Below are 17,987 nucleotides of genomic sequence, written 5' to 3' on the forward strand. Positions count from 1 at the left end.
AAACGGTTTAGTCGCTGGCTCCGGCCCGATCGGGTATGCACGCTATCACTCGATCCGGGTGGATCGAGGTCATTTCGGGGTCGATGTTCTCGGGCAAGACGGAGGAGCTGCTCCGACGGCTCCGGCGCTCCGAAATCGCCGGCCAGTCGGTCGCCGTCTACACGCCCGCGATCGACGACCGCTACGGCGAGACGACGATCGGCAGCCACGCCGGCCGCCAGTGGGAGGCGACCGTCGTCGACAACGAGGGCGACGGGCCGCGGGACATCCTCGACGACGATCCCGCGGAGGTCGTCGCGATCGACGAGGCGAACTTCTTCTCGGACGCGCTCATCGAGGTCTGTAACGCCCTCGCGGACCGCGGCAGCCGCGTGATCGTCTCGGGGACCGACCAGACGTTCCGCGGCGAGCCGTTCGAGCCGCTCCCGCAACTCATGGCGACCGCCGAGTACGTCGACAAGCTACAGGCCATCTGCTCGGTCTGCGGCGAGCCCGCCTCCCGGAACCAGCGGCTCATCGAGGGCGAGCCCGCCCACGTCGACGACCCGACGATCCTCGTCGGCGCCGAGGAGTCCTACGAGGCGCGGTGTCGCGACTGTCACGTCCTGTTGACCGGCGACCGGCCCGACGGGGAGCGACCGTTCGAGAGCGCCGAGGCCGACTCCGCGAACGACTGAGTCAGTCGGCGCTCGCCTGCGGACCGCCGACCGTCACTTCACTGGGAGCTGCGCGCCCGCCGGTAGGCCCACAGGTGTCCGTCGCCGTCCGGGAGGTCGATCGGTCGATACGTGCGAACCAGCGCCGTCCCGTCAGCGAGCGCGAGCCGCTCGTCGTTCACCGGACGCCGAGCGTCGACGATCCGCTCGATCCGCTCGACGAACCCCTCGGGATCGGCGAACCGTCCGCTCAGGTCGGCCGCGAACGCCTCGCAGTCGCGGCCGACGGCGCCCTCCGGGTCCCCGTCGATGTCGAACAGGTCGTAGAGCCGCTCGTTCACCCGTATCACCCGTCGGTCCGCGTCCTCGACGAGCATCCCCACCGGGAGCGCGTCGAGGGCGGTCGACAACACGGCGTTCGTCCGCTCGATCTCGCGTTTCCGCATCTCCGCCTCGGTGACGTCCTCGAACTGCGAGAACACGCCGATCACCTCGCCGTCGGCGTCGGTCACCACCTGGTTGTGCCACGCGCAGCGGATCCGCTCGCCGTCGCTGCGGACGTTCTCGTTGACGCTCTGGTAGCCGCCCTTATCGGAGAGGAGGTCGCGTTCGAGCGCCGCCACGTGTCGGTGCTCCGGCTCGGGAACGAACGGGAGCCACGTGCCGCCGAGCAGTTCGGACTCGTCGTAGCCGAGGATCTCCTCCGCGGCCGGGTTCACCCGAACGATCCGGAAGGCGTCGTCGTACTCGATCGTCCCCAGCGGCGACTGGTCGATGAACCGCGAGAGCCGCTCTTGGCTGGCGGCGAGCGCGGCCCGCGACCGGTGCTGGTCGACGGCGTTGCGCACTCGGTTCGCCAGCACCTCGTACTGGTCGTTGCCGCCGCGCTTCTGGATGTAGTCGGTCGCGCCCGCCGAGATGGCCTCGCTCGCGATCTCCTCGCTCCCCTTGCCGGTGAACAGCACGAACGGGATCTCGATCCCGCGGTCGCGGACCCGCTGGAGGAGCGTCAGCCCGTCCGCCTCGGGCATGTCGTAATCGGAGACGATACAGTCTATCCGCGCCGTCTCCAGCGCGTCGAGCGCGTCGTCGACGTCCGTCTCGGACCTGACCTCGAACGTCTCGTCGATCCGTTCGAGGTAGGTCGCGGTCAGATCGAGGTAGGCCTGATCGTCGTCGACGTGGAGGACCCGAACCGTCGACGCGTCTCGCGACTCGGGGTCCGCGGGATCCCCCGTCATGTACATTCATACCGGGACCTCCCCGATATACGTTCGGGTCGCTCCGCCGCCGCGGGCGAGCTACCGGATCACGCCGCGTCGACGGCGTCCTCGCGCCCGTCCGCGGTCGCCTCGCCGTCGACTGCGGCGTCGTCGTCCGCAGTCGCGAGGCGGAACAGCCCCGCGAGCGCGCCCGCCGCCACCAGCGTTCCCTCGACCTTCGCGGCCGCGTACACCCACTCGCGCGGCTCGGCCTCGCCGGCGTTCCGGTAGAGGGCGCGGGTCCAGAGCGCGACGGCGCGACGGGGCGCGACGGCTTCGAGCAGTCCGCCGATTCCGGCCACCAACAGCAGTAACGCCTTCATACGCGTCCTTCGACGCCGACCCTCAAAAGCTGTCCGGGGAGCCGGCGGTCGGTCCGAGTCCGACGTGCGTCCCCCGCTCACCCCTCGCTCACCGGTTCGGCGGCGGCGAGGTAGCGCCGACAGGTCGCGGCCGCCCACTCGCGGACGGCCGAGTCGCCCGTCCACAGCAGCGCGGCGACCCCGTCCCCGTCCACCAGTCCGACGAGGGCCCGGTCGTCCGCGAGGACCACCGCCACCGGCGACTCGCCGGCGTGGCGGTACGCGTCGACGCCGCGGTCGGCGAGCGCCCGTCGGACCACCGCCCCGGTCGCTCCGGTGAGGCGGTCGCTCGCGGCGTCGGTGAACACGACGCGGACCTCTCGCGGAGCTCCCGCCCCGGGTTCGGCGTCGCTCCCCTCGACTGCCCCGGATTCGGCGTCGCTCCCCTCGCCCGCCCGGTCCTCACCCGTCGCCAGCGACGCGCTCAGTCGCCGGGCGAGGTCGGCGTCGACCCGCGGGACGACGGCGACGACGCTCCCAGCCTCCCCGACGAGTTCGGCGAGTCGTCCGGCCGGAGTGGGGGAGTCGCTCCCGGCCTCGCCGTCGCCCGCCGACTCGCTCCCGCGTTCGACGACGTCGACGCGTCCGTCGAGGCTCGCGGGGGCGACGTCGACCGCGCGCGCCACGAGCGACCGGAGGACCGCCGCGGGCGACGCGTCGTCGTCGGTCACGCGTCCCGCTCGTCCGCCGCGGCGGATTCGCTCCCGACGCTCGGCCACCGGTCCGGCCCGTTTGGGCGTTCCGGGTACGACTGCCGACCGCCGGTCGACTTCTGCGCGAGCAGCCGGGCCGTGGCGCGCCGGCGGTCTCCGGGGCGCTCCGTCGTCGTCTCGTCGTAGTAGCGCACGCTGAGTCCGAGTCCGGCACGGAGCAGCTCGTTCGCCGCGAAGCGGTACCGGTCGTCGCTGGGGCCCGACGGCGACGGCTCCGCGGACCGGAGGTGGCCCTCCACGAACAGGTATCCGCCCGGCGCGAGCGACTCGACGAGGTCCGCGAACCGGTCGAGCGCGTGGAAGTAGCTCATCGTCACGAGATCGTACGTCTCCGCCGGGAAGGCGTACGTCGAGACGTCCCCCTGAACCGTCTCGATCCGGTCGGCGATCCCGCGTTCCGCGGCGCGCTCGCGGACGATCCGGAGCCCCTCCCGCGAGGCGTCGAGCGCGTCGACGTCGTAGCCGCGGTCCGCGAGGAACACCGCGTTGCGGCCGGTGCCGGCCGCGACGTCGAGCGCGCGGCCGCCCGGCAGCGACGGCTCGTAGGCGCGAAGCACGGGCGACGGCTCCGGCGCACGGGGGTACTCGCCCGACGCGAACCGCTCGTCCCAGTCGGTGTCGGTCACGGGCGCCCTTCGGCGCGCCGGGGCGTAAACCTCAGGGGCGCTTCGCCCGGAGTGACGGGTATGGAGGACGCGACGGACCCCGCGAAGCGGCTGAACGCACTGCTCGCGGACGGCGACGAGACGCTCGCGACCGCGGAGTCGCTCACGGGCGGGCTGGTCGGGTCGCGGGTGACGGACGTGCCCGGCGCGAGCGCCTACTTCGACCGCGGCTTCGTGACGTACACGTACGACGCCAAGCGCGAGCTGCTCGGTGTCTCCCGCGAGTCGCTCGACGCGCACGGCGCCGTGAGCGAGCCGGTGGTCCGCGAGATGGCGGCGGGCGCGCGCGACCGAGCGGACGCGGACTGGGCGGTCGCGACGACGGGGATCGCGGGCCCGACCGGCGGCACCGAGGAGAAGCCGGTGGGGCTCGTCTGGTTCGGCGTCGCGCACGCCGCGCCGTGGGGCACCGAGGAGTCGTTCGTGCGGGCGGAGCGGGCCGTCCTCGACGGCGACCGCGACGCGGTGAAGCGGGGCGCGGCCGAGCACGCGCTCGACGCGCTCGTCCGGACCGTCGAGGACGTCGACGGGTGAGGACGAGGGAGATCCGCCCGTTCGCCCCCCGAACACCACGTGCGTTTATCAGGTAACGGCGCGTGTTGCCGGTATGATAGAGCGCGTACTCGTGGCGATGGACGGCTCTGACCTCTCCGAGCGCGCGCTCCGGTACGCGCTCGACGGGCACCCCGACGCCGAGATCACCGTGTTACACGTCGTCGGCGGCGCGTCGCCGATGATGGGGCAGGCCGCGGGGATCGCCCTGTCGGAGGCCGGTGAGGACGGCATCCGCGAGGCCGCCGAACCGGTGCTCGAACGGGCACGCGAGATCGCCGCCGAGTACGACGCGGCGATCGAGGCGGTCGTCGAGGCCGGCCGGCCCGCGCGGCAGATCATCGACCACGCGGAGGCGTTCGACGTCGTCGTGTTAGGCACCCACAGCGGGTCGCTCGCGGACCGCCTGTTCGTGGGGAACGTGGCCAAGACGGTGTTCCAGCGGTCGCCGGTGCCGGTGACGGTCGTGCGGTGAGCGGGGTCCTTCTCGGAGGCGGCGCCCGCGTTACCGTGGTCAGTCGATGTAGGCGTTTCCGACGACCGCGACGACGAGCGCGGCGATCACGATCCACGTGAGCGGTTCGACCGCGAGGAGCCGGAGCGGCCGCGCGACCGATTCCTCGAAGCCGAAGAGGGCACCGCCGGCGACCGCGACTGCGATCACGAGCGCGCCGACGATTCCGGCGACGCCGAGCAGCGCGCGGTCCGACGAGTCCATACCCGACGTGAGCGTCGGGGCTACTTAAGAAATGTCCGGGGGACGGTCGCAAAAGGGTCTGAAGCCAGGGCAGGGATTTGAACCCCGGAAGTCTCGATTACAAGTCGAGTGCATGAACCACCCATGCTCCCCTGGCGCGTGCGGCCGTACTCGGTCCTCCTATGTGTGCGTGTCGCTTTCCGCGAACCCGGCCGGCGTCAGTCGCTTTCGTCGCCCGATCCGTCGTCGCTGCGTCCGTCGCCGTTGACGCCGCTCAACGACTTCGTCAGTTCGACGCGGTGCGGGCCGTAGCCGCGGTCAGCGTAAAATTTCCGGGCGCGGTCGTTGTCGGCCAGCGCCTCCAGTGCCACGCGGTCGGCGCCGCGCTCGGCGAGCGCGCGCTCGGCCGCGTCGAGCAGCGCCGCGCCGATCCCCTCCCCTCGTCGCTCCGGGACCACGAACAGGTTACTGACGGTCCCGCGGACGGCGTCGCGCTCGTAGTCGCCGCGTTCGAGCGAGAAGCCGACGAAGCCGACCGGGTCGGCGTCGCGGTCTCCCCCGCCGTCCGTCTCCGCCGCGCGGTCCGGATCGCGAGCGACGAGCAGCTCGCCCGTGACGACCGACTGCGCGACCCACTCGCGGACCGTCGCGCGGTTCGCCTCGGCGCGGAGCGTGGCGCCGTGCTCGCGCTGCCCGGCCGCGAGCGCCACCCACATGTCCGTGACGGCGTCGACGTCGTCGGCGGTCGCCGGCTCGATCCGCGCGTCCGTCTCGCCCATGCGGAGGGCTTCGGCTCGGGGCGTGTTGAGGCTGCCGGCCGGCGAATCGCTCGCTTCGAGGCCGACTCAGATCTCGCGGCAGTTCGGGCAGACGGCCTGCCCGTTCGCGGTGACGAGATCGGGGACGAGCGCGCCGCAGTTCTCGCAGACGCCCTGCGTCGAGGCCCCGCTCGGCGCGCCCGCAGTCGAGTCGGCGCCGCCGTCCGTACCGGCGGGTTCGTTGCGGGACGCGGCCGCGGCGCGCTCCGCCGCCTCCGGATCCATCGTCGCCTCGGCGCCGCGCTCCGCGTCGGAGTCCGCCGCGGCCGCCGTCGACAGGACCGTTTCGTTCGGTCGCGGCTCGCCGGCCGCGGCCTCCTCGCCGAACCCCTCGGCGCCGGCGCCCGTCCGCGGCGCGCCCGCGGCCAGCGCGTCGCCGTCGGTGACGACGCCGACCGCCTCGCCGTCGTCGACGGCGACGACGCGGTCCGCCCCCTCCGAGACGAGCCGCTCCTCGACGGCCGCCAGCGAGTCGTCGGGCGCCACCGCCGGCAGCGGCGGGCCCATCACGTCGCCGACGGTGAGGTCGGCGGGGTCGGGACCGTCGTCCGATCCGTCGCCGGTCGCGTCCAGCAGCGCGTCGAGCGCGTCGCGGGACTCCAGGCGACCGACCGGTTCGCCGCCGCGCACGACGACCAGGCAGTTCGTCTCCTCGTCGACCAGCAGCGCGGCCGCCTCCGGGAGCGAGTCCGACTCGCTGACGCCGAGGAACTCGCGGTGCATCACGTCACGAACCGTGGTGTCTGTTCGCATACGACTCGGATCCGCTCCGACCGGCTAAAAGCTGCCCCCGGTAGCGTTTTATCCGCGCCGATCGTAGGACTGCGATCGGTTGGCACGATCTTCGGTGCGGGGCGGGTGTGTAGCGCGGATCGAGGACCGCACGCGGCGAGGAAAAGGGAGCGTTCAAACCCTCCGGCGTTCGAACGGCGATATGGCCATTCCCTCGTTTGTGATCGGGATCGCGGGGGGGACGGGCGCCGGGAAGACGACCGTCTCCCGGCTCGTCACCCGCGACCTCGGCGACAGCGTCACCCGGATCCCGCTGGACAACTACTACGAGGACCTCTCGCACCTCGAGTTCGAGGAGCGTCAGGAGGTCAACTACGACCACCCCTCGGCGTTCGAGTGGGAACTGCTCCGGGAGCACTTGGAGGCGCTCTTGGAGGGGCAGTCCGTCGAGATGCCCCAGTACGACTTCGAGGTCCACAACCGCAAGGAGGAGCGCGTCACCGTCGAGCCGACGGACGTGATCGTGTTAGAGGGCATCCTCGCGCTGTACGACGAGGAGATAAACGACATGATGGACCTCCGGCTGTTCGTCGAGACGGACGCCGACGTGCGTATTCTCCGGCGAATTCGGCGGGACGTGATCGAGCGCGGCCGCGACCTCGAAGGCGTCATCGACCAGTACCTCTCGACCGTGAAGCCGATGCACGAGCAGTTCATCGAGCCCTCGAAGAAGCACGCCGACGTGATCATCCCGGAGGGCGCCAACAGCGTCGCGGTGAACCTCTTAGAGGAGAAGCTTCGGGCGGAAGTCGAGGGGGACGCCGTCCGGAGCTGGGAGCGCGGCAGCCTCGAAGCGGAGCTCGGCGAGAAGCGCTCGCTCGACATGGACGGCGACGATTAATCGGTTGGAAACGTCGGGCCTCTGAGTGTGGACATCGGAACGACGGCATCTGTCGCCGAATCCCCGGTCGTTTGCTTATAAACTGCTGCTCGCAGATCGACGGTGAACACCGCCAAAGCCCCAGCCGCGAGGGCGACGCACGCTCGCTGCGCTCCTCACTCAGTCGCTCCGCTCCCTCGCTGCGGTGCTTGTGTCGCCTGCGCCGCCCTCGCGGCTGCCCCTTTGAGTCCCACCCCGCACAGCACAGCCCCGCACCTCACGCCTCCCCAGCCTCGTCAGTCGCCCTCGCTTCGCTTCGGGCGACTGACTCCCTCGCGCGTGCGACTCGCGGCCTCCGCTTCGCTCCGGCCGCTCGCAGGCACGCGCCACCGCGTCGTCATTTATAAATAATCGTCGCAGTCGCTCATCCCTATTTAAAAATCACATCTCGACCGTTCCGGCTTATCGACGCCGGCTCGCCACCCGCTCCTCGGCGGTTTCGGCGCTGACGAGTTCGTACAGCGTCGCCCGACCGCCGTCCTCCTTCGGGCGAAGCACGCGGCCGAGCCGCTGGGTGAACTCGCGCTCGCTGCCCGACCCGGAGAGGAGGACCGCGACGTTGGCGTCGGGCACGTCCACCCCTTCGTCTAAGACGTTCGCGGCGACGACCCGCCTGTAGGTGCCGTCGCGGAAACGTTCGAGGATCTCGCGGCGCTCCTTCGCGCCCGTCTCGGCGGTGATCGCGGGCAGCAGGAAGCGCTCGGAGAGCCGGTAGACGAGGTCGGTGTGGGCCGTGAACACGATCACGCGGTCGTCGCGGTGGCGGTCGAGGATCTCCGCGAGCCGCTCGACCTTGCGGTCGGCGTTCATCATGATCTCGCGGGCGTCCTGCTTGGCGAGGAGCGCCTCCCGAGCGGCCGGGTCGTTGCCGGAGCGCTTGACCAGCTCCTGATAGTCGCTCCCGCTCGTGAACGTGATCCCCGCGTCGCGGACGTACTCGACGAACGTGCCCTGTTTCTCGTCGTATCGCTCGCGCTCCTCCTCGGTCAGGTCCACCTCGATACGCCGGATGTCGTAGGGCGCGAGGTGGTCGCCCGCCAGGTCGTCCACGTCGAGCGCGTAGACGCGGTCGCCGACCAGGTCCGCGACGACCTCGTGGGCGCCGTCGGGGCGCTCGAAGGTGGCCGTGAGCCCGAGCCGCGCGGGCGCCGCGAGCAATCGGGCGGCGTCGCGGTACCCCTCGCCGCCGAGGTGGTGGACCTCGTCGAAGACGACGAACTCGAAGGCGTCGCCGACGCCGTCGGCCTTCAGGTACGCCGAGTCGTACGTCGACACCGTGACCGCCTCTCGGCGCTGCTCGCCGCCGCCGAACCGCCCGATCGGGACGTCGAACTCGCGCTCCAGTTCGCGCTGCCACTGGTCGAGCAAGTCCACCGTGGGGACGACGACGAGCGTCGGCACGCCCAGCTCGACCATCGCGCGGATCGCGATCACGGTCTTGCCCGCGCCGGTCGGGAGTTCGATCACGCCGCGGTCGCCCGCCTCGTGCCACGCGTCGAGCGCCTCGCGCTGGTACTCGCGGAGGTCGTAGTCGGTGGCGAGCGCGTCCGGCAGGCCGGCTTCCTCGGCGGCGCGGTCGCTCGCGTCGAGGACCCGGTCGTCGACCGAGACGCCGGCCACCCGGAGCGCCCGTCGGAGTTCGGCGTAGCGGTGCGCGGGCGCGCGGCCGGTCCCGGTCCGGGGGTCGGTCTCGACGCCCGGCAGCGGCGGCAGCGCGTCCGGGCCGAGGTCGGGGTCGGCGTCGACGCGGATCGTCCCGTCCTCGTAGGTCAGCCGGACGTCCATCGCCCGGAGTTGCCGACCGACTTACAAAGGCCCACCGCCTCGCCACGGTATGCGCGCGGACGAACTCGACCCCGACCTCGCGGCGGCGATCGACGAGATCGAGTCGCTGGGGCTCCCCGCGTGGAGCGACCTCTCCGTCGCGGCCGCCCGCGACCTCGAAGACGACCTGTTCTCCGGGCCGCCCGAGCCGCCCGTGGCCGACGTGCGCGACCTCGCCTTCGACGGCCCGCACGGCGAGGTGCCCGTCCGGGTGTATCGGCCCGAGAGCGCCGTCGATGACTCGGCAGCATCTCGCGCCCTCGTCCACTTCCACGGCGGCGGGTGGACGCTCGGCACGCTCGACTCCGTCGACGGGATCTGCCGCGAGCTCGCGGTCCGCGCCGACGCGGTCGTCGTCTCCGTCGACTACCGGCTCGCGCCGGAACACCCGTTCCCGGTCGCGGTCGACGAGGCCGCCGCGGCGGTGTCGTGGGTCGCGGAGACGGCGGGCGCGCTCGGCGTCGATCCCGACCGAATCGGCGTCTCGGGTACCAGCGCGGGCGGCGCGCTCGCGGTCGCGGCGTCGCTCCGCGCCCGCGATGTCGGCGACCTCCCGGAGCCGGCCGGTCAGTTCCTCCTCTATCCGATCGCCGGCTACGACTTCGAGACGGACTCCTACCGCGAGAACGCCGACGGCCCGCTCCTGACGCGCGACGACATGCGATGGTTCTACGAGCGGTACCTCCGGAGCCCGGTGGACGCCGCGAACCCCTACGCGGTGCCGCTCCGGGCGGACCACCTCGGTGACCTGCCGCCCGCGACGGTCGTCACCGCCGGGTTCGACCCCCTGCGGGACGACGGCGTCGCGCTCGCGGAGCGCTTCGAGCGCGAGGGAACCCCGGTCGAACACCGCCACTACCCGGCGATGGCGCACGGGTTCTGTAGCCTCGCGGATCGCGTCGACGCCGCGGAGGCGGCGCTGTCGGCGGTCGGGGCGGACGTGCGAGACCGTTTATAAACGCCCGCGAGGCGCCGGCATCGGCATCGGCGTCGGCCGCGCGCCTCGGGCGTCGACTCCGGTCAGGCCTCGACGGTCGTCTTCACGATGCTCACCGGCGCGGGCGACTGCCGGGAGACGCGCTCGGTGACGGAGCCGAGCATGCGGCGGTAGTCGCCCGAGCGCGTCTTCGAGCCCATCACCGTGAGGTCGACGTCCTCCTCGTCGGCGTAGCGGAGGATCTCCTCGTGGGGGACGCCGTACCGCAGCGCGGTGACCGCCTCCACGCCGGCGTCACGGGCGTGCTCGGCGACGGCGTCGAGCGCCTCGCGGCCGGTCTCTTCGAGCGTCTCCTCGGCCCCCTCGGCGCCGTCGACGAACTCGTCGCCGGAGTAGGCGTTCACCACGTCGCTGTCGACGACGTAGAGGACGTGGAGCGTCGCGTCGTAGCGGTCGGCGGCGTCGATCGCGTGGTCGATCGCGCGGTCGACGCCGACGCTTCCGTCGGTGGGCAGGAGGACGTTGTCGTACATACGCGGCGATTCGTCGGGCGCCCGAATAAATCGGTCGCCGTTTCCCGAACGGTTAACACGCTGTGTGCCCCCCGAATTTCCATGACCGAGGCCGCGGACCGGATCTTCGTGAACGGAGAGGTACACACGCTCGCGGACCCGGGTTCGGGCGGCGACGCAGACGACGGCGGCGACGCGGTTCACGAGGCCGTAGCCGTGCGCGACGGCGAAATCGTCCGAACCGGCCGGACCCACGACGTGGAACTGCTCGCCGGCGTCGACACCGACGTGGTCGACCTCGACGGTCGCGTCCTCCTCCCCGGATTCGTCGACGCGCACACCCACCTCACCACCGTCGGCCGCTACCTCGTCCACGCGGACCTCTCCGCGGCCGACTCCCCGGACGCGGCCGTCGACCTGCTCGCCGAGCGCGCGGCGGAAGTGGAATCCGAGTCGAGCGGCGGCGAGGCACCGGACAGCGACGGGGAGGCGGAGGACTGGGTGCTGGGCTACGGCTACGACGAGTCGGCGTGGGACGAGTCGCGCTACCTGACCCGCGCGGACCTCGACCGCGTCTCGACCGAGCGCCCGGTGGCGGCGTTCCGCGAGGACATGCACGTCGCGGCCGTCAACGGCGTCGCGCTCGACCGGTTCGCGGACGCGCTCGCCGACGCCCCCGACGAGACGGTGCCGACCGACGGCGACGGCGAGCCGACCGGCGTCCTCCTCGAAGCCGCCATCGACCCGATCTACCGGGCGGTCGAGCCCGACCGCGAGGAGACGCGCGCTGTCGTCGAGGCCGCGCTGGAGCACTGCGCCGCCCGCGGGATCACCGGGTTCCACGACATGGTCCGCGACTCGCACGCGCCGCGGGTCTACCGCGACCTCGACGCGGCCGGCGAACTCACCGCCCGCGTCCGGATCAACTACTGGAGCGACCACCTCGACGCGGCCCGCGAGGTCGGCCTCGCCACGAACGCCGGGAGCGAGATGGTCGAAACCGGTGCGATCAAGTCGTACACCGACGGGAGCTTCGGCGGCCGGACGGCCCGGCTCTCCGAGCCGTACGCGGACGCCCCGGACGAGACCGGCCAGTGGGTCGTCGACCCCGACGAGCTGAACGAGACGGTTGCGGAAGCGACCGACGCGGGCTTCCAGTTCACCGCCCACGCCATCGGCGACGAGGCGGTCGACGCCGTACTGGACGCCTACGAGGACGCCTCGGCGACGGACCCGGGCGAGGCGCGCCACCGGATCGAACACGTCGAACTGGCCGACGACGAGGCGATCGAGCGGCTCGCCGACAGCGGCGTCGTCGCGAGCGTCCAGCCGAACTTCCTGAAGTGGGCGCGGGAGGGCGGGCTCTACGAGGAGCGGCTGGGCGAGGAGCGCACCGCCGCGACGAACCGCTACCGCGACATGCTCGACGCGGGCGTCGAACTCGCGTTCGGCTCCGACGGGATGCCGATGGACCCGCTGTTCGGCGTCCACCACGCCGTCAACGCCCCCGCGGAGGCGCAGCGGCTCACCGTCACCGAGGCGCTGCGGGCGTACGCGAGCGGCGCCGCCTACGCCGGCTTCGACGAGGACCGGCTCGGCACGATCGAGGCGGGGAAGCGGGCCGACCTCGTCGCGCTCGACGCCTCGCCGTGGGAGCGCGACGACGCGATCGACGAGATCGGCGTCGCGCTGACGGTCGTCGACGGCGAGGTCGTGTTTGACGGCCGATAGGAGACAGAGCGACCGGGAACCCGCAATCGCTGCCAGAAAACAGCAGTTATTAATCGTGTAAGTCTAACCCGACGGCATGGCAGAGATAGCTATCGAGTACGCCGCGGGGGACCGCCTCCGGTCGGAGGCGGAGACCGCCCGACGGCTCATCGACGCGTACCTCGGCGACCGCCCCGATGTCGACCGCGTCACGCTCTCTCCCTCCGGCGAGTCGGTCTTCTGCGTCAGCGTCGAGGGCGACCGCATCTGGTGTACCGACCCTCGCGAGTGGATCGACGCCATGAAGGCGGTGACCGCCGCGCGCCGCCGGCTCTCCGAGGTCTCGTAACGCTCTCGTCCGTCACTCGCCCGACCAGTCCTCGCCGGCCGCGTGCGCGTAGACGAACTCCCGCAGCAGTTTGCCCGCGAGCGCCGCCGCCTGCCCGTCGTCGCGGTCGTTCACCTCGACGACGTCGAAGCCGTCGGCGCGCGGCGCGACCGCGCGGACGAGATCGCGGACCTCCCGCGGTTCGAGCCCGAACGGCTCCATCGTCCCGGTTCCGGGCGCGTAGGCGGGGTCGAGGGCGTCGACGTCGATCGAACAGTAGACCGTGTCGTCGCCGTCGAACGGTCGGTCGTTGGCCTCGCCCGCCGAGCCGTCGCCGAGCGCGTCGATCCACTCGCGGGCGTCCTCGGGCGCGACGACCTCGACGTCGGCGTCGGCCGCGCGGTCCCACTCCGCCTCGGAGCCGGTCCGGGCGCCGACGATCACGGCGCGGTCGACGCCGAGGTCGTCGAGGCAGCGGCGCGTGACGCACGCGTGGTTCCACGGGTTCCCGTCGTACGCCTCGCGGAGGTCGAGGTGCGCGTCGGCGACGACGAGTACGTCGGGGTCGACCGCGTCGACGCCCGCGTACGTGACGGTGTGTTCGCCGCCGAGGAGAAGGGGGGTCGCGTCGTCGTAGACGGCGCTCCGCAGCTCGGCGGCGAGGTGGTCGAGGTACGCCGGCACGTCGTCCCAGGGACGCACGTCGCCGGCGTCGTGGACGCCCAGCGCGGAGAAGCGGCTGTCGGTGCGGCGGTCGTAGTCGTCGTACGTCTCGGCGAATCGCCGGACCCGGTCCGGTCCGAACCGGGCGCCCGGCTGAAAAGTGGTCGTGGCGTCGAGCGGAGCGCCGACGACCACGTGGGAAGCAGCTTCGCGGTCGGTCGTCGCCCCGGGGAACATGCCGATTACCCGATGATCTTCCGTTGGCCCTCGTAGTCGAGGTACTCGATGTTGTCGTCCGAGGTGAAGTCCTCGCCCTCGGGGATGCGCATCGTGAACGTGTCGTAGGTGTCGAGGTCCATCACCTGGACCTCGTCGCCGCTGACGTTGACGACCTGGCCCTGCTTGCGTTCGATGATCGGGACCCACACCTTCGCGTCGACCGGCTGCGAGAGCGAGCGCTTCTTGTCGTCGAAGACGCCCTTGCCCTCGACGCGTGCCTTCGCGCTGCCGTGTTTTCCGGGTTTGGCGGTGCTGTAATGGTTGATCTTACAGGGCGCGTCGTCCATCATCACGTAGCTGCCCTCCTGGAGTTCGCGAACCTGCTTCTGCTCTCGCGGCATAATCGCCAATTCCCGCGGGGCGGGTATAAACGGTTTGGAACCGCGGCGCTCCCGAAACCGGCGTGGCGGCCGAGGGCGTCCGCAACGCGCGGATCGGGCCGTCGGACCCCCGCGGAGGGAAAACACTCAACAGGAACCGAGTTGGATCGCCGGTCGTGTCCCCGATCGATTCCCTCTCCTCGGACGCATCGATCTCGACCGCCGCGATCGCCGACGCCGTAGCCGGCGCCGTCGCCCCCGCCGACCCGGGCGCGGTCCCCCTGAGCGGCGGCAGGCTCGTGGTCGCCGGCGCGGTGATGTCGGCCGGGCTCGCGCTCCTCGGCGGCATCGTCGCGTACGTCCTCCACTCGTCCGACGACCGGGTCGACCGCGTCGCCGACGCGCTCGGCGACGACCTCCCGGCGCCCACCGACGCGCCGGTCCGCGAGGGCACCGACGTGCCCTCGGCCGCGAACCTCCACGAGGTCGCCGAACACGACGACGGCGACCCGGTGTACGTCCCGGTGATCCGGATTCCGCTGGCGACCGCCGACCCCGGAAGAGACGGCGTCTACCGTCACGTCGCCCGCGCCGCCGCGGCGCTCCACGACGAGTTCGACGACGCCCACGTCCGCGGGTACGACGTGGAGTTCGGCCTCGACGACGGGTCACTGGGCGACGTCGGGCGAACCGTGAAACGCGTCGCCGTCACGCCGGAGCTCGCCGAACGCCTCCGCGACCCGGACTACGATCACCGCGACCTCCGGAGCGACGTGGCCGACGGCGACGACGGCGACCCCGGCGTCCCGCCCGTCGACTGGGGCGACGCGGTGAACTACGCGAGCGGGAGCGGGTCGGCCGCGGCAAGCGGCGCGGCGGCCGCGACCGCGGCGACGTAGCGGTCGAAAAAAGCGTCTACGGGTCGAGCTCGTCGACGTACTCTTCGGGCTCCTCGTCGTCGTCGACGTTTCCGTCCGGCGGGACCAGCTGGCCGGTGTACAGGTAGCTGACGAGGAACATGACGATGAAGCCGACGCCGACCGCGGCGGTCGTCCGGACGACGAACGGGAAGTCGATGGCGTAGAAGAAGCGGTCCGCGACCGCGATGGACAGCGCCGCGGTCACCAGGATCTTCTGCTCGTCGGTCGGGTCGCGGACGAACTCGACCACGTCGTCTTTGAGGTCGCCGAACAGCCCCATCAGGCGTCACCCCCGGTCGCCGCGGCCGAGTCGGACGCCGTCGCGTGCGCTTCGATCACGCGGCTCACTCGGTCGAGCCCGTCCTCTAACTCCTCCGTCGGGAGCCCGAATCCGATCCGGAACCGGTTCGGGAAGCCGAACAGGTTCCCGGGCGCGAGGACGACGCTCGCCTCCTCGACGACCGTCCGGCAGAACGCCTCGGCGTCGTCGAAGCCCTCGGGGACCGTCACGAACGCGTTGACGCCGACCGGGTCGAGCCAGTCGAGGTCGTGCTCGTCGACCCAGTCCGCGACCCGGTCGCGGTGCTCGCTCGCCAGCTCGCGGTTCTCCGAGAGGATGCGGTCCTCGCGCCGCCCGAGGGCCTGCTTCGCGACGTGTTGGCCGAACAGACTCGGCGAGATGGTCGTGTAGTCCTTCCACCGCCACGCGCGCTCGACGACCGGCTCCGGGCCCGCGATCCAGCCGAACCGCAGTCCGGCGAGCCCGTACGCCTTCGTGAGGCTCGTGGTCGAGATGCCGTGCGCGCCGTAGCTCGCGACCGGCGGCTGCGGCTCCTCGGCGAGCAGGCGGTACACCTCGTCGCAGAGCAGGTAGGCGTCGCGCTCGACCGCGACGTCGTAGACGGCCCGCATCGCCGCCTCGTCGTGGTACTTCCCGGTCGGGTTGTTCGGGTTGTTGACGACGATGACGGCGGTATCGTCTCGCGCGGCGTCGGCGATCGCGTCCGGGTCCAGTTCCCACTCCGGCGGCTCCAACTCGACGCGGGTCACGTCCCCGAACGCGTCGGGGACGGCGTGGAGCGCTTGGTACGTCGGGGTGACGACGACGGCGTGGGTGCCGGAGCCGACGCCAGCTGTCTCGCCGGTTCCGCCGACTGAGCCCTCGTCGCCGAGCAGCGAGAGGAACGTCAGGAAGTTCGCCTCCTGCGTGCCGCAGGTGAAGAGCACCTCGTCGGCGGACCGGTCGTAGCGGTCGCCCACGGACGCCCGGAACTCGGGGTCGCCGTTCGTCGGGATGACGTAGCCGAGCTTCCCGGGATCGAGGTCGAACCGACTCGCGTCGAGCGACCGGATGCCGCTTTCGGCCAGCATGATGTCGGCCTCGTGTTCGTGCTCCGCGAACCAGCGTTCGAGGCCGAACGGGTCGATGCGCATACTCGGTGTCGGGCCGGCGTGAGGTTAGGTGCTGTGGTTATCGGTGGCAGTCAGGAGCGGACAGATGCGTTCCGTGGTGGTGTTCCGGCGAGTCGACGGGGAACGCTTCCAGATCACAATTGATTGCTTATAAATAGCTGATCGCCGAGCGGCGGTGGACATCTCCAAAGCCCCAGTCGCTTGCTTATAAATAGCTGATCGCGGATCGGCGGTGAACTCCTCCAAAGCCCCAGTCGCGAGGCGGGCGCACGCTCGCTGCGCGCTTCACTCGGTCGCTCACTCCGTTCGCTCCCTCGTTCCAGTGCTTGCGTCGCCTGCGCCCGCCTCGCGACTGCCCCTTTGAGTCCCACCCGACCGCACAGCGACCGCACCTCACGCCTCCCCAGCCTCGTCAGTCGCCTCCGCTTCGCTCCGGCGACTGACTCCCTCGCGCGTGCGACTCGCGGCCTTCGGCCGCTCGTCGGCACGCGCCGACCGCATTGTTCTTTATAAGCAATTGTCGCCACCGGCCGCGAACATTTAAAAGCTAACTCGCGGTCGCCGCGGCCACCGCAACGACTTTCGTCGGTGATTGCGACTCGGACACATGGTTCTCACCCGGCAGCGGCTGTTGGCCGCGCTGCTCGTCTCTCTGGCGGCGCTCGCGGCGGTCGTGCTGGCGAACGTGTTGCGGACCGTCGTGTTCGCGGTCACCGTCGCGTACGTCCTCTATCCCCTCCGGCAGCGGCTCGTCAGCCACGGACTCTCACGGCGGATCGCGTGCGCGGTCGCCACCGCGGTCGCGTTCGTCGGCGCCACGCTCCTCGTGGCGCCGCTGCTGTACGCGCTGTACCGGCGCCGCTCTCAGCTGATCGCGATCCTCGAGGGGATCCCGGACGTCGTCCCGATCAGCGTCGGCGGCTTCGAGACGGTCGTCGAGATCGCGCCGTTCGTCGCGGCGGCCGAGACGTGGATCCGGGGGGTCGCGATCGCGGTCGCGGGCGCGGCGCCGGTGCTCGTCCTGGAACTCGTCGTGTTCACGTTCCTCGTGTACGGCATCCTCTATCGCCCCGGCGCGGTCGGAACGGCCGTCTTCGGCGTGGTCCCCGCGGAGTACCACGACATCCCGATCCGGCTCCACGAGCGGACGCGGGAGACGCTGTACTCGATCTACGTGCTCCAGGCCGCGACCGCGGCGGGCACGTTCGTCCTCGCGCTCGCGGTGTTCCGGCTCCTCGGCTACGGCTCGCCCGTCCTGCTCGCCGTCATCGCGGGGGTCCTCCAGTTCGTCCCCGTCGTCGGGCCGAGCGTGCTGATCGTCGCGCTCGGGGCCGGCGACTTCCTCGTCGGCGAGACCGCCCGGGCGGTCGCCGTTATCGTGATCGGGCTCGTCGTCGTCGCGTTCGTGCCCGACGCGGTGATCCGGACCCGTCTCGCGGGCTGGGCCGGGAAGATCTCTCCCGGGCTCTACTTCGTCGGGTTCGTCGGCGGTATCCTCACGCTCGGCGCCGTCGGCGTCATCGTCGGCCCGCTGGTCGTGTCGCTGCTGCTCGAGGTGATCGACATGCTCTCGGAGGACGGTGCCTCGCCGGAGCCGGCCGACGGGACCGCGGACGCGGCCGAGTAGCACGCCCGCCCGCCTCCGCCGCCGGTACGGCTTTCCCTCCGCCGACCGTCCGTTCGG

General features: G+C 71.5%; 22 protein-coding genes and 1 tRNA gene. 9 read left to right on the top strand and 14 right to left on the bottom strand.

Annotated elements, in window-relative coordinates; translation table 11 throughout:
* Nucleotides 1-35 precede the first annotated feature (35 nt).
* Nucleotides 36-677, top strand: a complete 642-nt coding sequence (locus DVK07_RS09575) for a thymidine kinase (RefSeq protein ID WP_121596842.1) — start codon at nucleotides 36-38, stop codon at nucleotides 675-677.
* 38 nt (nucleotides 678-715) lie between these two features.
* Here the strand turns inward: DVK07_RS09575 and DVK07_RS09580 are convergent, their stop codons facing one another.
* The 4 genes from DVK07_RS09580 to DVK07_RS09595 form a co-directional block, all read right to left on the bottom strand.
* The gene (locus DVK07_RS09580; RefSeq protein WP_121596843.1) at nucleotides 716-1,897 is read right to left on the bottom strand and encodes a PAS domain S-box protein; all 1,182 of its coding nucleotides are present in this window, start codon (nucleotides 1,895-1,897) and stop codon (nucleotides 716-718) included.
* Nucleotides 1,898-1,965: 68 nt separating this feature from the next.
* Nucleotides 1,966-2,241 (bottom strand): hypothetical protein, encoded by a 276-nt coding sequence (locus DVK07_RS09585; RefSeq protein WP_121596844.1) that lies wholly within the window; start codon nucleotides 2,239-2,241, stop codon nucleotides 1,966-1,968.
* A 77-nt stretch (nucleotides 2,242-2,318) separates the two neighbouring features.
* A complete protein-coding gene (locus DVK07_RS09590; RefSeq protein ID WP_121596845.1) occupies nucleotides 2,319-2,951 on the bottom strand; it encodes a hypothetical protein in 633 nt (210 codons plus the stop codon).
* Nucleotides 2,948-3,619, bottom strand: a complete 672-nt coding sequence (locus tag DVK07_RS09595; protein ID WP_121596846.1) for a bifunctional 2-polyprenyl-6-hydroxyphenol methylase/3-demethylubiquinol 3-O-methyltransferase UbiG — start codon at nucleotides 3,617-3,619, stop codon at nucleotides 2,948-2,950. Before DVK07_RS09595 ends, DVK07_RS09590 begins: the two co-directional genes overlap by 4 nt.
* 60 nt (nucleotides 3,620-3,679) lie before the next feature.
* Between DVK07_RS09595 and DVK07_RS09600 the strand changes: the two genes are divergently transcribed.
* Both DVK07_RS09600 and DVK07_RS09605 read left to right on the top strand, forming a co-directional pair.
* A complete protein-coding gene (locus DVK07_RS09600) occupies nucleotides 3,680-4,192 on the top strand; it encodes a CinA family protein (RefSeq protein WP_121596847.1) in 513 nt (170 codons plus the stop codon).
* A 73-nt stretch (nucleotides 4,193-4,265) separates the two neighbouring features.
* The gene (locus DVK07_RS09605; RefSeq protein ID WP_121596848.1) at nucleotides 4,266-4,685 is read left to right on the top strand and encodes a universal stress protein; all 420 of its coding nucleotides are present in this window, start codon (nucleotides 4,266-4,268) and stop codon (nucleotides 4,683-4,685) included.
* Nucleotides 4,686-4,724: 39 nt separating this feature from the next.
* Here the strand turns inward: DVK07_RS09605 and DVK07_RS09610 are convergent, their stop codons facing one another.
* The 4 genes from DVK07_RS09610 to DVK07_RS09625 all read right to left on the bottom strand — a co-directional run bounded on the left by DVK07_RS09610 (nucleotide 4,725) and on the right by DVK07_RS09625 (nucleotide 6,478).
* A complete protein-coding gene (locus DVK07_RS09610; protein WP_121596849.1) occupies nucleotides 4,725-4,928 on the bottom strand; it encodes a hypothetical protein in 204 nt (67 codons plus the stop codon).
* Nucleotides 4,929-4,990: 62 nt separating this feature from the next.
* Nucleotides 4,991-5,064, bottom strand: a tRNA-Thr gene (locus tag DVK07_RS09615).
* A gap of 61 nt (nucleotides 5,065-5,125) precedes the next feature.
* A complete protein-coding gene (locus DVK07_RS09620) occupies nucleotides 5,126-5,686 on the bottom strand; it encodes a GNAT family N-acetyltransferase (RefSeq protein WP_121596850.1) in 561 nt (186 codons plus the stop codon).
* 66 nt (nucleotides 5,687-5,752) lie between these two features.
* Entirely contained in the window at nucleotides 5,753-6,478 is a 726-nt protein-coding gene (locus DVK07_RS09625; RefSeq protein WP_121596851.1) for a cyclic nucleotide-binding/CBS domain-containing protein, read from the bottom strand.
* 181 nt (nucleotides 6,479-6,659) lie between these two features.
* Here DVK07_RS09625 and udk point away from each other — a divergent pair, with 181 nt between their 5' ends.
* Nucleotides 6,660-7,358 carry a uridine kinase gene (gene udk, locus DVK07_RS09630; protein ID WP_121596852.1) on the top strand — a complete coding sequence of 233 codons (699 nt, stop codon included), beginning with the start codon at nucleotides 6,660-6,662 and terminating at the stop codon, nucleotides 7,356-7,358.
* A gap of 441 nt (nucleotides 7,359-7,799) precedes the next feature.
* Here the strand turns inward: udk and DVK07_RS09635 are convergent, their stop codons facing one another.
* Nucleotides 7,800-9,182 carry a DEAD/DEAH box helicase family protein gene (locus DVK07_RS09635; protein WP_121596853.1) on the bottom strand — a complete coding sequence of 461 codons (1,383 nt, stop codon included), beginning with the start codon at nucleotides 9,180-9,182 and terminating at the stop codon, nucleotides 7,800-7,802.
* A gap of 49 nt (nucleotides 9,183-9,231) precedes the next feature.
* On the opposite strand from DVK07_RS09635, the gene DVK07_RS09640 reads away from it, so the two are divergent.
* A complete protein-coding gene (locus DVK07_RS09640) occupies nucleotides 9,232-10,179 on the top strand; it encodes an alpha/beta hydrolase (RefSeq protein ID WP_121596854.1) in 948 nt (315 codons plus the stop codon).
* A 62-nt stretch (nucleotides 10,180-10,241) separates the two neighbouring features.
* On the opposite strand, the gene DVK07_RS09645 is transcribed toward DVK07_RS09640, so the two are convergent.
* The gene (locus tag DVK07_RS09645; protein ID WP_121596855.1) at nucleotides 10,242-10,691 is read right to left on the bottom strand and encodes a universal stress protein; all 450 of its coding nucleotides are present in this window, start codon (nucleotides 10,689-10,691) and stop codon (nucleotides 10,242-10,244) included.
* 81 nt (nucleotides 10,692-10,772) lie between these two features.
* Between DVK07_RS09645 and DVK07_RS09650 the strand changes: the two genes are divergently transcribed.
* Nucleotides 10,773-12,401 carry an amidohydrolase gene (locus DVK07_RS09650; protein WP_121596856.1) on the top strand — a complete coding sequence of 543 codons (1,629 nt, stop codon included), beginning with the start codon at nucleotides 10,773-10,775 and terminating at the stop codon, nucleotides 12,399-12,401.
* Between the two features lie 76 nt (nucleotides 12,402-12,477).
* Entirely contained in the window at nucleotides 12,478-12,729 is a 252-nt protein-coding gene (locus DVK07_RS09655; protein WP_121596857.1) for a hypothetical protein, read from the top strand.
* 12 nt (nucleotides 12,730-12,741) lie between these two features.
* On the opposite strand, the gene speB is transcribed toward DVK07_RS09655, so the two are convergent.
* Complete coding sequence (gene speB, locus DVK07_RS09660) at nucleotides 12,742-13,608, bottom strand: agmatinase (RefSeq protein ID WP_121596858.1); 867 nt, start codon at nucleotides 13,606-13,608, stop codon at nucleotides 12,742-12,744.
* 5 nt (nucleotides 13,609-13,613) lie between these two features.
* Complete coding sequence (locus DVK07_RS09665; RefSeq protein WP_017344606.1) at nucleotides 13,614-13,991, bottom strand: translation initiation factor IF-5A; 378 nt, start codon at nucleotides 13,989-13,991, stop codon at nucleotides 13,614-13,616.
* A 155-nt stretch (nucleotides 13,992-14,146) separates the two neighbouring features.
* Between DVK07_RS09665 and DVK07_RS09670 the strand changes: the two genes are divergently transcribed.
* The gene (locus DVK07_RS09670; RefSeq protein ID WP_233565399.1) at nucleotides 14,147-14,869 is read left to right on the top strand and encodes a hypothetical protein; all 723 of its coding nucleotides are present in this window, start codon (nucleotides 14,147-14,149) and stop codon (nucleotides 14,867-14,869) included.
* Between the two features lie 16 nt (nucleotides 14,870-14,885).
* Here DVK07_RS09670 and DVK07_RS09675 read toward each other — a convergent pair whose 3' ends face one another.
* A complete protein-coding gene (locus tag DVK07_RS09675; RefSeq protein WP_121596859.1) occupies nucleotides 14,886-15,170 on the bottom strand; it encodes a hypothetical protein in 285 nt (94 codons plus the stop codon).
* Nucleotides 15,170-16,324 (bottom strand): aminotransferase class I/II-fold pyridoxal phosphate-dependent enzyme, encoded by a 1,155-nt coding sequence (locus tag DVK07_RS09680; protein WP_121596860.1) that lies wholly within the window; start codon nucleotides 16,322-16,324, stop codon nucleotides 15,170-15,172. The genes DVK07_RS09675 and DVK07_RS09680 overlap by 1 nt, the downstream gene beginning before the upstream one ends.
* A 586-nt stretch (nucleotides 16,325-16,910) precedes the next feature.
* On the opposite strand from DVK07_RS09680, the gene DVK07_RS09690 reads away from it, so the two are divergent.
* Nucleotides 16,911-17,930, top strand: coding sequence for an AI-2E family transporter (locus DVK07_RS09690; protein ID WP_121596862.1), 1,020 nt, complete (start codon nucleotides 16,911-16,913; stop codon nucleotides 17,928-17,930).
* Nucleotides 17,931-17,987 lie beyond the last annotated feature (57 nt).

The sequence above is a fragment of the Halorubrum sp. Atlit-26R genome (assembly GCF_003666015.1).
GTDB lineage: Archaea > Halobacteriota > Halobacteria > Halobacteriales > Haloferacaceae > Halorubrum.

Coding starts and splice junctions, on each gene's coding strand:
- DVK07_RS09620 (WP_121596850.1), bottom strand. CDS start 5,686: ATGGGCGAGACGGACGCGCGGATCGAGCCGGCGACCGCCGACGACGTC.
- DVK07_RS09690 (WP_121596862.1), top strand. CDS start 16,911: ATGGTTCTCACCCGGCAGCGGCTGTTGGCCGCGCTGCTCGTCTCTCTG.
- DVK07_RS09640 (WP_121596854.1), top strand. CDS start 9,232: ATGCGCGCGGACGAACTCGACCCCGACCTCGCGGCGGCGATCGACGAG.
- DVK07_RS09625 (WP_121596851.1), bottom strand. CDS start 6,478: ATGCGAACAGACACCACGGTTCGTGACGTGATGCACCGCGAGTTCCTC.
- udk (WP_121596852.1), top strand. CDS start 6,660: ATGGCCATTCCCTCGTTTGTGATCGGGATCGCGGGGGGGACGGGCGCC.
- DVK07_RS09635 (WP_121596853.1), bottom strand. CDS start 9,182: ATGGACGTCCGGCTGACCTACGAGGACGGGACGATCCGCGTCGACGCC.
- DVK07_RS09675 (WP_121596859.1), bottom strand. CDS start 15,170: ATGGGGCTGTTCGGCGACCTCAAAGACGACGTGGTCGAGTTCGTCCGC.
- DVK07_RS09610 (WP_121596849.1), bottom strand. CDS start 4,928: ATGGACTCGTCGGACCGCGCGCTGCTCGGCGTCGCCGGAATCGTCGGC.
- DVK07_RS09605 (WP_121596848.1), top strand. CDS start 4,266: ATGATAGAGCGCGTACTCGTGGCGATGGACGGCTCTGACCTCTCCGAG.
- DVK07_RS09580 (WP_121596843.1), bottom strand. CDS start 1,897: ATGACGGGGGATCCCGCGGACCCCGAGTCGCGAGACGCGTCGACGGTT.
- DVK07_RS09680 (WP_121596860.1), bottom strand. CDS start 16,324: ATGCGCATCGACCCGTTCGGCCTCGAACGCTGGTTCGCGGAGCACGAA.
- DVK07_RS09575 (WP_121596842.1), top strand. CDS start 36: ATGCACGCTATCACTCGATCCGGGTGGATCGAGGTCATTTCGGGGTCG.
- speB (WP_121596858.1), bottom strand. CDS start 13,608: ATGTTCCCCGGGGCGACGACCGACCGCGAAGCTGCTTCCCACGTGGTC.
- DVK07_RS09645 (WP_121596855.1), bottom strand. CDS start 10,691: ATGTACGACAACGTCCTCCTGCCCACCGACGGAAGCGTCGGCGTCGAC.
- DVK07_RS09600 (WP_121596847.1), top strand. CDS start 3,680: ATGGAGGACGCGACGGACCCCGCGAAGCGGCTGAACGCACTGCTCGCG.
- DVK07_RS09665 (WP_017344606.1), bottom strand. CDS start 13,991: ATGCCGCGAGAGCAGAAGCAGGTTCGCGAACTCCAGGAGGGCAGCTAC.
- DVK07_RS09585 (WP_121596844.1), bottom strand. CDS start 2,241: ATGAAGGCGTTACTGCTGTTGGTGGCCGGAATCGGCGGACTGCTCGAA.
- DVK07_RS09650 (WP_121596856.1), top strand. CDS start 10,773: ATGACCGAGGCCGCGGACCGGATCTTCGTGAACGGAGAGGTACACACG.
- DVK07_RS09655 (WP_121596857.1), top strand. CDS start 12,478: ATGGCAGAGATAGCTATCGAGTACGCCGCGGGGGACCGCCTCCGGTCG.